The organism is Pseudomonas sp. S49 (assembly GCF_009866785.1).
In the GTDB taxonomy this organism is placed as follows: Bacteria; Pseudomonadota; Gammaproteobacteria; order Pseudomonadales; family Pseudomonadaceae; genus Aquipseudomonas.
In genome coordinates this window covers 2,954,895-2,967,497 of record NZ_CP019432.1, presented here as the reverse complement: position 1 = coordinate 2,967,497, position 12,603 = coordinate 2,954,895, and the positions used below count along the sequence as shown (strand labels likewise).

12 protein-coding genes are annotated in these 12,603 nt (G+C 61.3%); 7 read left to right on the top strand and 5 right to left on the bottom strand.

Going from position 1 to position 12,603, the window contains the following annotated elements; genetic code table 11:
• Positions 1-86: 86 nt before the first annotated feature.
• Together PspS49_RS29685 and PspS49_RS13155 are read right to left on the bottom strand one after the other, a co-directional pair.
• Positions 87-251, bottom strand: coding sequence for a hypothetical protein (locus PspS49_RS29685; RefSeq protein ID WP_007912545.1), 165 nt, complete (start codon positions 249-251; stop codon positions 87-89).
• Positions 252-358: 107 nt separating this feature from the next.
• Complete coding sequence (locus PspS49_RS13155) at positions 359-601, bottom strand: DUF465 domain-containing protein (RefSeq protein WP_150752018.1); 243 nt, start codon at positions 599-601, stop codon at positions 359-361.
• A gap of 205 nt (positions 602-806) precedes the next feature.
• Between PspS49_RS13155 and PspS49_RS13150 the strand changes: the two genes are divergently transcribed.
• Complete coding sequence (locus PspS49_RS13150) at positions 807-1,328, top strand: DUF4142 domain-containing protein (protein WP_127927042.1); 522 nt, start codon at positions 807-809, stop codon at positions 1,326-1,328.
• A 252-nt stretch (positions 1,329-1,580) separates the two neighbouring features.
• Here the strand turns inward: PspS49_RS13150 and PspS49_RS13145 are convergent, their stop codons facing one another.
• On the bottom strand, positions 1,581-1,847 hold the full coding sequence (locus PspS49_RS13145) for a hypothetical protein (RefSeq protein WP_160039671.1): 267 nt from the start codon (positions 1,845-1,847) through the stop codon (positions 1,581-1,583).
• 248 nt (positions 1,848-2,095) lie between these two features.
• On the opposite strand from PspS49_RS13145, the gene PspS49_RS13140 reads away from it, so the two are divergent.
• From PspS49_RS13140 to PspS49_RS13115, 6 genes are read left to right on the top strand one after another with little or no spacing between them, the layout of a single operon-like run.
• Positions 2,096-2,947 carry an STAS domain-containing protein gene (locus tag PspS49_RS13140; protein ID WP_095120999.1) on the top strand — a complete coding sequence of 284 codons (852 nt, stop codon included), beginning with the start codon at positions 2,096-2,098 and terminating at the stop codon, positions 2,945-2,947.
• A 4-nt stretch (positions 2,948-2,951) separates the two neighbouring features.
• Positions 2,952-3,314: an STAS domain-containing protein gene (locus PspS49_RS13135; protein ID WP_160039669.1), complete on the top strand. Its 363-nt coding sequence runs from the start codon at positions 2,952-2,954 to the stop codon at positions 3,312-3,314.
• Positions 3,311-3,715 (top strand): anti-sigma regulatory factor, encoded by a 405-nt coding sequence (locus PspS49_RS13130; RefSeq protein WP_160039667.1) that lies wholly within the window; start codon positions 3,311-3,313, stop codon positions 3,713-3,715. Before PspS49_RS13135 ends, PspS49_RS13130 begins: the two co-directional genes overlap by 4 nt.
• Positions 3,712-4,722 carry an ATP-binding protein gene (locus tag PspS49_RS13125; protein WP_127930383.1) on the top strand — a complete coding sequence of 337 codons (1,011 nt, stop codon included), beginning with the start codon at positions 3,712-3,714 and terminating at the stop codon, positions 4,720-4,722. Before PspS49_RS13130 ends, PspS49_RS13125 begins: the two co-directional genes overlap by 4 nt.
• Complete coding sequence (locus tag PspS49_RS13120; protein WP_160039665.1) at positions 4,715-5,590, top strand: ATP-binding protein; 876 nt, start codon at positions 4,715-4,717, stop codon at positions 5,588-5,590. The genes PspS49_RS13125 and PspS49_RS13120 overlap by 8 nt, the downstream gene beginning before the upstream one ends.
• Positions 5,580-7,523: a response regulator gene (locus PspS49_RS13115; protein WP_160039663.1), complete on the top strand. Its 1,944-nt coding sequence runs from the start codon at positions 5,580-5,582 to the stop codon at positions 7,521-7,523. The genes PspS49_RS13120 and PspS49_RS13115 overlap by 11 nt, the downstream gene beginning before the upstream one ends.
• A 211-nt stretch (positions 7,524-7,734) precedes the next feature.
• Here the strand turns inward: PspS49_RS13115 and PspS49_RS13110 are convergent, their stop codons facing one another.
• On the bottom strand, positions 7,735-10,368 hold the full coding sequence (locus tag PspS49_RS13110; protein WP_160039661.1) for an excinuclease ABC subunit UvrA: 2,634 nt from the start codon (positions 10,366-10,368) through the stop codon (positions 7,735-7,737).
• Between the two features lie 31 nt (positions 10,369-10,399).
• On the bottom strand, positions 10,400-12,511 hold the full coding sequence (locus PspS49_RS13105; RefSeq protein WP_160039659.1) for a hybrid sensor histidine kinase/response regulator: 2,112 nt from the start codon (positions 12,509-12,511) through the stop codon (positions 10,400-10,402).
• Positions 12,512-12,603: the final 92 nt, after the last annotated feature.

The window sequence follows — 12,603 nt, the reverse complement described above, 5'->3', positions numbered from 1 at the left end:
CGCTCCCACATTGGATTGTGTTGACCACAAATGCTGTGGTCAGCCGAGAACCTTGTGGGAGCGAGCCTGCTCGCGAATGCGGTCTGTCAGTTACTTGATTTATCGAACTTGTCCGGATCTTCGTCTTCAGGCAGATCCTCATCCGGCTCTTCGGGATTGGCCGTGGTATGCGCCGGGCTGTTGGGTTCGGGATGCGTGGGAACCGGGTCGAATGCGCCCTGCTCTTCACTGGGGAATTTGGGATCGTTCATAAGGCACCTCGCAATGAGTCGGATGGAAGACTCTGTACATTCGAGGTGCCGGTCGTGGCTGTCGTTCCAGTCAATCCGCAACCGTAGGTCGGCGGATCAATGGGTTATCAGGATCGCGCCTGTATTTGCTCGACGATCTTGTCCTTGACCTGCAAGCGTTTCTCTTTGAGTTTTTTCAGCGTGTCATCGCTGGGTGCATCCGAGGTGGCTGTCTCGGCCTTGACCACGTCGGCGTCCGCCTGGGAATACTTGTTGATCAGTGCGTCCAGATGGGGATCCGCGGTGCGTTTTTGCTGGATCTCTTCCTTCGTAAGCTTCAAATCCTGTAACAGATCATGGGTCACCGGCATGGAACACCTCCGTCAGTTGATCGGCTGGCCAGCGCGACCGATTGCGCTGGCCAGTTATCAGAATGGCCTCGGTTGAAGGGTTCTGTCGACCACCTGTCAGACCAGCGGTGCCCGTTCGTCGCCCTGTCGCAAATGCGATCAAACCTTTATTCGCCGCATTGCCTCCATTGCTTAACACCAACAAAAACTGCGTGGAGATACACCAATGGACGGATTCAACCTGCGTCATCTGGTTTTGGCTGTCGCTTTGAGCAGCGGCATGGGCAGCGCCTTCGCTGCGACTGACAACGACTTTGTCGATAACGCCGCGGCCGGTGGCATCGCGGAAATCGAAACCAGTCGTCTGGCCCTGGAAAAAAGCCAATCGGCAGACATCAAGGCGTTTGCCAACATGATGATCACCGATCACGGCAATGCCAACGATGAGCTGGCAACCATTGCCAAGGCCAATGACATCGAGGTCCCGGACACCACAACGCTGGTCAAACAGGCCAAGGAAAAAATCCTTGAAGTGCGTGATGAGTCTTTCGACGCGGCGTACGCCAACAATCAGGTGAAGGCGCACGAAGAGACCATCGAGCTGTTCAAGAAACAAGCCAATACTGTGACCGATGACAAGGTCAAAGGCGCTCCTGAACTGAAGGCCTTTGCGCAGAAAATGCTGCCGGCGCTGGAGAAACACCTCGCGGCTGCCAAAGAATTGCAGGCCAAGCATCCGAGCAAGTAAAAGCTTTACCCTCACCCCAGCCCTCTCCCGGAGGGAGAGGGAGCCGACCGAGGTGAATGTTTGAGTTGCATCGACCTGACAGTCTCGAGTTGAACGCAGGTTTTGAACATTCCCCAATCGGCTCCCTTTCCCCCTCGCCCCCTTGGGGGAGAGGGCTGGGGTGAGGGGGATCGATGTACGCAACACCACAAATCCAAAGCAAAAAAAGGCCGCATCCAATAGATAGATGCGGCCTTGTCATATCCGTCGAAATCAACCGCCATCCGTATCAATATCCGCATCCGTCTCCTCCCCCGGTTTCGCCCGATCCGGCTGCGGTTTGAAGCCCGGACTGAACTCATTGTCGTTGTCCGTGTGCTTGTTCTTCTGATCCACCGCCGGATCGCCACTCTGCGCCTGCCCGTCATCGCCCTGCTGCTGCTGCGCGGGCGCCGGCTGCCCCGGCACCTGCGGGTCAATGGCCGGATCATTGCGATTGATCGGTTCGCCAGATTGGCTCTGCTTCGTTTGCTCGTTCATGGCCACCTCGTTGGTCAAACACCCCCGACGCACATCCGCCGGGTGTCAAAGATTCGAAGCCTGCCGCGCGCCAACGTTCAAAACATCGCCGCTCGCCGTCACCCCGACTAGAGTTACCGGGACGTTCCTTGCGCCAGATCAAAAATATACGTGCATGAACGAACAACTATTTCGAACGGCAAATGTCGATCACTTCGCGGCGATCATTTTCACGATCGCCCCCCAATTCGCGACGGAGCAACAGGCACATGGCAGCACTGCAGAACAGCACACTCGATGCGATGAAAAACAAACAAGCACAACTGCTGGGCGAATGGATCAACGGCCTGCAAGCCAGCGGCGCCACGCGTAATCTGAAAGATCACGATCTGCAGCAACAGACCACGGAATTCCTGCAACTGGTGGTCAGTGGCATCGAGAACGACAACGGCACCAACATCGCCGCACCGGGTTGGGAAGCCACCCGCCAGTTCCTCGAAAAGCTCTCCCACAGCCGCGCCCTGCTCGGCCAGGATTCGCAGCAGACCGCCAGTTTCATCTTCGCCCTCAAGGGCCCGCTGTTTAACCTGCTGCAGAGCCATTACAAAGACCAGCCTGCGCTGCTCGCCGAACAGCTCTGGGAAGTCTCGGAACTGCTCGACGCGTTCGGCATGCACACCATCCGCACCTTCCAGAAATCCCGCGAAGCGGTGATCAAGCGTCAGCAGGAAGAACTGCTGGAATTGTCGACCCCGGTGGTCAAGCTGTGGGACGGCGTGCTGGCGCTGCCGATGATCGGCACCCTCGATTCGCAGCGCACGCAAGTGGTCATGGAATCGCTGCTGCAACGCATCGTCGACACCGGTTCGGAAATCGCCATCATCGACATCACCGGCGTGCCGACTGTCGATACGCTGGTCGCCCAGCACCTGCTGAAAACCGTGACCGCGATCCGCCTGATGGGCGCCGACTGCATCATCAGCGGTGTGCGTCCGCAGATCGCGCAAACCATCGTCCACCTCGGCCTCGACCTGCAAGGCGTGGTGACCAAGGCCAATTTGGCGGATGCGTTGAAACTGGCCCTGACCCGCCTGGGCATCAGCATCGGCAAAGCGGTCTGAGCCCATGGAAAGAATTCCGATTCTTCAAATGGGCAAGTTCCTGCTGGTGACCATTCAGGTCGACATGCATGACCAGCTCGCCCTCACTTTGCAGGACGACTTGTCCGAGCGCATCAGCAAGACCTCGGCGCGTGGCGTGCTGATCGACATCTCGGCGCTGGACATGGTCGACTCGTTCATTGGCCGGATGATCAGCACGATCTCCGGCCTGTCGAAAATCATGGACGCCGAAACCATGCTGGTCGGCATGCAACCGGCCGTGGCGATCACCCTGGTCGAACTCGGCCTGACCTTGCCCGGCGTCAGTACGGCACTGAATGTCGAGCGCGGGATGAAACTGCTGCAGGAACGAGTAGACTGGCAATGACCGTACGCAGCAGCGGTACTCAACCCATCCACATCGAGCAGGATGTCGTGCTCGCGCGCCAGACCGCACGCAAACTGGCCACCGAATGCGGGATGCGCCTGATCGACCTGACCAAAATGGTCACAGCGGTCAGCGAACTGGCGCGTAACACGATGGTTTACGGTGGCGGCGGCGACATGGACTGGCAGATTCTCGATGAAGATCACAGGGTCGGTCTGCGCTTGACCTTCCGCGACGAAGGCCCGGGCATTGCCGACATCAAGCTGGCGATGACCGACGGTTGGACCTCCGGCAGCGGCATGGGCCTGGGTCTGACCGGGGCGAAACGCTTGGTTGAAGAGTTCGAACTGGACACCGAGCCCGGCAAAGGCACGCGCATAACGATTACCCGATGGACATGAATATCAGCGGGTCGATGACCCAGGTTTTACTGATCGAGGACAGCAGCCAGATCGGCCATGCCCGCCGCACGGCGCAACAACTGGCCGAACAACACGGCTTCGACGAGCGCGATGCCGGGCGCGTGGCACTGGTGGCGACGGAGCTGGCGAGTAACGTGCTCAAGCACGCCAGCCACGGTGAAATGCATCTGCGGGTGTTGCCGCGCGCCAATGGTTTTGGCATTGAATTGCTCGCCATCGACCGTGCGCAGGGGTTTGATCTGGAAGCCTGTATGGCCGACGGATTCTCGACCGGCGGCACCCAAGGCATCGGCCTCGGCTCGATATCACGTCAGGCCGAAGAGTTCGATGTGTACGCCGATGCCCGTGGCGCGGTGTTATTGGCCCGCCTGTACGCGCGCTCGGATCGCGCCCCTGACATGCGTTTTGGCGTCAGCCAGCACTCGCTGCACAACGATCCGGCGTGCGGCGATGTCTGGCACCTGGCGTATGACAACGGCAGCATCAGCGCGCTGATCATCGACGGCCTCGGTCACGGTGAAGAGGCCGAACGCGCCGGCCGCGCCGGAGCGCAAACCTTCGCTCTGGCGCCTTTCGCCGAGCCGGTGATGCTGATGGAAGACCTGCACCGCGACATGATCGGCACTCGCGGCGGCGCTGTCGCGTTTGCCCGGTTCGATGCGCGACGCGACAGCCTGACCTTTGCCGGCGTCGGCAACATCGGCGCCAGCCTGATCAACGCCGACAAGTCCCGCGGCCTTGCTTCGCACCCGGGCATTGTCGGCGTGCAATACCGGAAAGCCCGGCCCTTTGACTATGCTCACGTGAACGGACATCTATTGATCATGTACAGCGACGGCTTGCAGTCCCGTTGGAACCTTCAAGACTACCCCGGCCTGGTGCACCGCCACCCCGCCGTGATAGCCAGCGTCCTGCACCGCGACTTCTGTCGCGGGCGCGACGATGTAACGGTGCTGGTCGTTGCCCTGGAGGCCGCACATGGCTGAGTCGCCCATTCTGAGCAGCATGGAACAGGCCGCACTGATTGCGCAGTTGCAGAGCGAAACCGCGGCGCTGCGCGAAGAACTCGATGAAACCAATCAGGGTGTGCTGGCGCTGTACGCCGAACTCGATGTACAGGCAGAGGAACTGCGCCAGGCCTCGGATCTGAAAAGCCGCTTTTTGTCGTACATGAGCCACGAGTTCCGCACGCCGCTGGGTTCGATCCTGAGCATCAACAGCCTGCTCGCCGATGAGCTCGACGGCCCGCTCAGTCCCGAGCAACACAAGCAGGTGGCGTTCGTCAGCACGGCTGCGCGCGAACTCAGCGACATGGTCGATGACCTGCTCGATCTGGCGAAGATCGAGGCCGGACGCATCAGCATTTCCCCGGCATGGTTCGACATGTTCGACCTGTTCTCGGCCCTGCGCGGGATGTTCCGACCGATCGTCGACGCCAGCGCCGTGGACCTGATCTTCGAAGAGCCGGTCGGTTTGCCGCGCCTGTACACCGATGACAAGAAACTCGCGCAGATCCTGCGCAACTTCATTTCCAACTCGCTGAAGTTCACCACCCGTGGCGAAGTGCGGGTTTCCGCGCGGCTCGAAGGGGCGGACAAGGTGCGCTTTGCCGTCAGTGACACCGGAATAGGTATCGCTGCCGAGCTGCATGGCGCATTGTTCGAAGACTTTTCCCAGGTCGACTCGCCGTTGCAGAAACGTCTGCGCGGCACCGGGCTGGGCCTGTCGCTGTGTAAACGCTTCGCCGCCCTGCTCGGCGGTGAAGTCGGGATGGACAGTGCGCCGGGGGTCGGCTCGACCTTTTTCGTGATCATCCCGTTGGCGATCGCTCTGGAGAACGTCGATGAAACGTGACATCCGCCTGTTGATCGTCGACGACAACGTCGCCACCCGCTACGCCTTGCGCCGGCGACTGGAGCGTCACGGCTATGAGGTGCTGGAGGCCGGCACCGGCGGCGAGGGGCTGGCGTTGATCGAAAGTGAAGTGCTCGACGCACTGATCCTCGACGTCAATCTGCCGGACATGAGCGGCTTCGACATCGTGCGGATTCTGCGCGCGGACAGCCGCACGGCGCTGCTGCCAGTGATCCATGTGTCTGCGGCGTCGATCCAGACCGGCGACATCATCACCGGCCTCGACGCCGGCGCCGATGCCTACCTGATTCACCCGGTCGACCCCGACGTGCTGCTGGCCACCCTGCGCACGTTGCTGCGGGTACGCGACACGGAAAATGCCCTGCGCGAAAGCGAGGCGCGCTTCCGCGAGATTTTCGTCAATGTGTCCGCGCCGATCGCGGTACTCGATGCCAGCCTCAAGGTGCATGAGTGCAACCATGCCTTCGCGCAACTGATTCTCGACAATCAGGACCCGCAAATCCTGCGTGAATGCTTCGCAGAGGAGCAGAGCGCCATCCTCAATGAACTGCGCCTGCGCCTGGTCGATGGCGAGCGCTGGAAAGGCACGCTGAACATGTGCGTGCAGGGCCAGATTCGCGAGACCGAGTGGCAAATTTCGCCGTACCGCACGCCAGAGCTGAGCCTGGTGTTTGTCGAAGACGTCACCGAACACCGCCATCGCGAGCGCTCGCATCTGGCGCGCCTGGACGACACCACCACGCAACTGGTCAAGGAAACCGCCGAACGCGTGCGGGCCGAGGCGCAATTGCTGCAAGTGCAGAAAATGGATGCGCTGGGCAAGCTCACGGGCGGTATTGCTCACGACTTCAACAACCTGCTGACCGGGATCATCACCAGCCTGGAACTGATCCAGAAACGTGTCGCCGACGAGCGTCTGGACAAAGTGCAGTTTTATTCCGAAGCGGCGCTGAATTCGGCGATGAGCGCGGCGTCGCTCACCCACCGCCTGCTGGCCTTTGCCCGCCAGCAGCCTTTGGACACGCGGCCGGTGGACATCAACGAGCACGTACGTTCGCTGGAAGAACTGCTGATGCGCACCATCGGTGAACGCATCAGCCTCAAGCTTGAGCTGACCAACAAACCGGCGATCGCTCTGGTCGACCCGGTGCAACTGGAAAGTGCGGTGTTGAACCTGGTGATCAACGCCCGCGATGCGCTGCCGGTGGGTGGCAATATCTGGGTCAGCACGTACGCCGCTTACTCCCATGGCGACCCGAATCTGGCCGATGGCGCGTACGTGGCACTGTCGGTGCGTGACGACGGGACCGGGATCGAGCACAACGTCATCGATAAAGTCTTCGATCCGTTTTTCACCACCAAACCGTTGGGCCAGGGCACGGGGCTGGGGTTGTCGACGATCTATGGTTTTGCCCGCCAGTCGGGCGGCGATGCGCACATCCGCAGCGTCGCGCGGCGCGGCACCGAAGTGACGATCATGTTGCCGGCCACCACCGACCCCACCGGGGCCGACATCCCCGCGCCAGTGGTTGACCCGCAAGGCACTGGAGAGCATGTGCTGATTGTCGAGGACATGCCGTCGGTGCGCATGTTTGTCACTGAAGTGCTGGAAGACGCGGGTTATCGCTGCACCCAGGCGGCAGATATCGAAACGGCGTTGGAGCTCTTGCAGAATGATCCGTCGATCAACCTGCTGCTGACCGACGTTGGCCTGCCGCGCATGAGCGGGCGGGAGTTGGCGGATGTTGCCCGGGGTTGGCGTGACAGATTGCCGATTCTGTTCATGACCGGGTATGCGGAAACGGCGATCAATCGCCAGGTATTTCTCGGCAGCGGCATGGACATGCTGGTCAAGCCGTTTCAGATCAGCGAACTGCTCGACAAGGTCCGCCGCACGCTCGATGGTGCCTGACCACAGCTTCACAGGGATTAATGTCGAACACAGATCTAATGTAGGAGTGAGCCTGCTCGCGATGGCGTCAGGTCAGCCAATTCATCTGTGGCTGACACCCCGCTATCGCGAGCAGGCTCACTCCTACAGGGGTCGGCGTGCACGCGGGATATGGGTGGGCGAGCTTGCTCCGGGCGGCGTTCCGACGAAGACGTCAGCCCAGCCAACACACCTATCGGCTCAAAGCCCGAGCCAGAAACGGCGCAGTCTTGCTCTTCTTGCTCGCCGCAACCTTCTGCGGTGTACCCGCCACGACAATCCTGCCGCCCTGATCCCCCGCCCCCGGCCCGATGTCGATCACCCAGTCACTCTGCGCGACCACGCGCATTTCGTGCTCGACCACGATCACCGTATGCCCCGCCGTCACCAGCGAATCCAGCTGCTCGAGCAGCCGGTCGACATCGCGCGGGTGCAGCCCGGTGGTTGGTTCATCCAGCACATACAAGGTCGCGCCGCGCTGGTTGCGCTGCAACTCGGTGGCCAGTTTGATCCGCTGCGCTTCACCGCCGGACAGCTCCGTGGCCGGCTGACCCAGGCGCAGATAACCCAGGCCAATATCGCGCAACACCTCCAGTGACCGACGAATCCCCGGTTGCCCGGCAAACACCGTCACCGCTTCAGCGACGGTCAATTGCAGCACTTGGGCGATGCTCAAACCCTCCCAGAGAATCGCCAGCGTTTGCGGGTTATAGCGTGCGCCATGGCAGGTCGGGCACGGCGCATAAACACTGGGCATGAACAACAATTCAACACTGACAAAGCCCTCACCTTCGCAGGTGGCGCAACGACCCTTGGCGACGTTGAAGGAAAACTGCCCGGCGTCATAGCCTGCCGCCCGTGCATCGTCAGTCGCGGCATACAGCTTGCGCACGTTGTCGAACAAACCGGTATAGGTCGCCAGATTGGAGCGTGGCGTGCGGCCGATCGGTTTCTGATCGACCTGCACCAGTCGCTTGATCGACTCCAGCCCGGACGTAACCTGACCACTGCTGACCTGCGGCGCGTCGTCTTCGAGGCTGAGTTCTTCCGGCTCGCTGTCCACCGTCGGTCGCCCCAACTGCGCGCCGACCAATTCCAGCAACGCCTGACTGACCAGACTCGACTTGCCGGAGCCGGACACACCCGTCACCGAGGTAAAGCAGCCCAAGGGAAATTCCGAACTTAGGTTGTTCAGATTATTGCGGGTAATGCCCTCGAGTTTCAGCCACGCCGTCGGTTTGCGCGCCGTTCTGGTCTGGCGCTGCGACTCGGCAAACAGATACGCGCGAGTCTGCGACTGTGCGATCTCGGCCAGACCTGCCGGCGGGCCGCTGTACAACACCTGACCACCCTGCTCGCCCGCCGCCGGACCCACGTCGATCAGCCAGTCGGCACGGCGCATGGTTTCCAGATCATGCTCGACCACGAACAGCGTGTTGCCGTCCGCCTTCAAGCGTTGCAAGGCCTCGAACAGCGCCTCGCCATCGGCCGGATGCAAACCGGCGGATGGCTCGTCGAGTACATAAATCACCCCGAACAATTGCGAGCCCAACTGCGTCGCCAAACGCAAGCGCTGCAACTCACCCGACGACAGCGTCGGCGTGCTGCGCTCCAGCGCCAGATAGCCGAGGCCCAGATCGGTCAGGGTGCTGACCCGCTCCAGCAAGTCCTCGGCAATGCGCTGCGCCGCCAGGCGTTTCTCCAGCGACAGGTTCGGCGTGTGCCGCACATCCGGCGCGCTGGCATGGCCGCTGGCGCCGTGGGCCACCCGTTGCTGGCGGGCCTCGCGGGTTTGCGCATGGCTCAAGGTCTCGCCGGTTTCCTCGGCGTGCTCCAGATAACTTTGCGCCGCCACGGGTTTCAAAACCTCGGCCACTTGCAGCAGCGGCATCTGCGCCAGTTCACCGATGTCATAACCGGCAAACGTCACCGACAACGCTTCACGCTTGAGGCGTTTGCCGTCACACAACGGGCAAGGGCTGCCGAGCATGAACTGCGCAACGCGCTTCTTCATCAGCGCACTTTGCGAGTGAGTAAACGTGTGCAGGATGTAGCGTCGGGCGCCGGTGAAGGTGCCCTGATAACTCGGCTCCATCTTGCGTTTGAGGGCGACGCGGGTTTCTTCCGGGGTCAGCCCGGCGTACACCGGCACGGTCGGGGTTTCTTCGGTGAAGAGAATCCAGTCACGCTGCTTTTTCGGCAGATTTTTCCACGGGATGTCGACGTCGATGCCCATGGTCACGAGGATGTCGCGCAGGTTCTGGCCCTGCCACGCCAACGGCCAGGACGCCACCGCGCGCTGGCGGATGGTCAGGTTCGGATCCGGCACCATCAGCGCTTCGGTGACCTCATACACCCGGCCGAGGCCATGGCACTCCGGGCAGGCGCCTTGCGGGGTGTTCGGCGAGAAATCCTCGGCGTACAACATCGGCTGCCCCGGCGGATAGCTGCCGGCGCGCGAATACAGCATGCGGATCAGGCTCGACAACGTGGTGACACTGCCCACCGACGAACGCGTACTTGGCGTGCCGCGCTGCTGCTGCAGGGCCACGGCCGGTGGCAGGCCTTCAATGGAGTCGACATCCGGTACGCCGACCTGATCGATCAGGCGCCGCGCATACGGCGCCACCGATTCGAAATAGCGGCGCTGGGCTTCGGCGTACAACGTGGAAAACGCCAGCGACGATTTGCCCGACCCAGAGACACCGGTAAACACCACCAGCGCATCACGGGGAATGTCGACATCGACGTTTTTCAGATTATGTTCACGGGCGCCGCGCACCCGGACCATGCCGGCGGGCGCTTTGGAGGTGCGTTTGGAAGTCATCGACCTGCCTTGGTGAAGGAATGTTCAACGCTCAGCTACCGAGCACCACGCGAATCATCTGCAACATGGCTTCCGGGCTATACGGTTTGCCGAGCAGATGCGTGTCGGGACTGAGCTGGTGATTGCGCGAAATGATGTCGCGGGTGTGCCCAGAGGTGAACAGCACCGCCACCGGCGGCGTCTGTACCTTGGCCCAGGCGAACAGGTCGGAGCTCTTGATCAGCCCCGGCATGACCACGTCAGTGAAAATCAGGTCGACCTCGACACCTTCGAGCAGCATCTGCATCGCCGCATCGCCATTGCCGGCGGTCAGCACGCGATAACCTTCCTCGCGCAGCAACTCGACCGCCGAGGCGCGCACCGCGTCGTTGTCTTCGACCACCAGCAGCGTCTCGTGGCCGCCACTTTGCTGCCGTTGCAGATTGGGTGACTCATCAAGGATCGGGCGCAGGCTGCGCGGGAAGTACAACTGCACCTGCGTGCCCTCGCCGACGGCACTGGCAATGTCGACATGCCCGCCGCTCTGTTTGACGAAGCCGAACACCATGCTCAGGCCCAACCCGGTGCCCTGGCCATCGGCCTTGGTGGTGAAAAACGGTTCGAACACTTGCTCGAGAATTTCCGGCTCAATGCCGGCGCCGCTGTCACTGACGGCGACTCGGACAAACTCGCCGGGAACGATGCCTTTACCGGCACAGAACTCGCGATCGAGTCGCACGTTGGCAGCGCTGAGGCCGATGGTGCCCTCGCCCTTCATCGCATCCCGGGCGTTGATCGCCAGATTGAGAATCGCGTTTTCCAGTTGATTGCGGTCGACGTTGATGTGCCACGGCGCGGTCGGCAACTGCACGTCGATCTGAATGGTTTCGCCCAGCGCCCGCTGCAGCAATTCGCCAACGCCTTCGAAAATCTGCTGCGGGTTGCACACCGCCGGCGACAACGGCTGGCGCCGGGCAAACGCGAGCAATTGCGAAGACAGCTTGGCACCGCGTTCGACCGCCGCCAGCGAGGCACTGACCCGGCGCTGCACGTTGGCGTTGTTCAGTTCGTGACGTGCAAGCAAATGCAGATTGCCGGCGATCACTTGCAGCAAATTGTTGAAGTCGTGAGCGACGCCGCCGGTCAGCCCGCCAATGGCTTCGAGCTTCTGTGATTGGCGCAACTGCTCTTCAGCCGCCAGCCGCGCCTCAACTTCTTCGCCGACGCGCTGTTCGAGGTTGCGGGTAAATTTGAGCAGTGATTCTTCGGCAATCTTGCGTTCATGAATGTCGATCAGCACACCGGGAAAGCGCAGCGGTTTGCCGTGTTCGTCAAACTCGCAAGCGCCGCTGGCCAGCACCCATAGATAACTGCCGTCACTGCGCCGGACGCGATATTCGGCGTTATACGGCTCACCGGTCTGCACGGAATGGGCGACGCGCTCCTGTACCCAGGCGTGGTCATCGGGATGGATGCGCGACTCGGCAATGTCCTGGGCCAGATTGCTCAGGTCATGATCCGGCGGATAAGAGAACGTACGGGCAAAACGCTCATCTGCTGACAATGTGTTGTTTTTCACGTCCCAGACAAACGAGCCGAGCAAGGCACCGGCATTCAGCGCCAGACGTACCCGCTCATTGTCAGCGCGGTAAGCCTTTTCGGCGGCCTGACGGCGGCGCTCGGAGTGCATGAATTCGGTGGTTTCCACCACCATCGCCATCACCCCGGCGGGCACCCCGTCATCGTTGGCGATCGGGCTGTAATACAAATCCATCCAGACGTCTTCGGGGACGCCATCGCGCAACAGCACCAGTTCTTTATTGCGGAAAGACAAAGTGCCGCCGGCCAGGCAGGTATCGACCACGTGCCGGTTGAAATCAGCGACTTCCGGCCAACCCAGCTCCACCGGCGCACCGAGTAGATACGGGTGCCGACCACCGGCAAATATCGAATAGGCATCGTTGTAGATCATGTAGCCGGCGCGGCCCCAGAGCATGACCATCGGCAGCGGCGACGCCAGCATCAGTTGCACCGCGCTGCACAGGCTGGCCGGCCACCTGTTCAGCGGGCCGAGTTCGGTGTGGCTCCAGTCGAACGCACTGATGCGTCCGGCCATTTCGCCTTTCCAGCCCTCACAACCATGGCTATCGGATAAAAACTGCATCGACTGACTCAGTGTCCTTAGGTGGTTGCCCGATAAATCGCGACGCCATAACGACGCGACGCCCGTCTGTTTCGAGCGTCTTCAGTCGCATT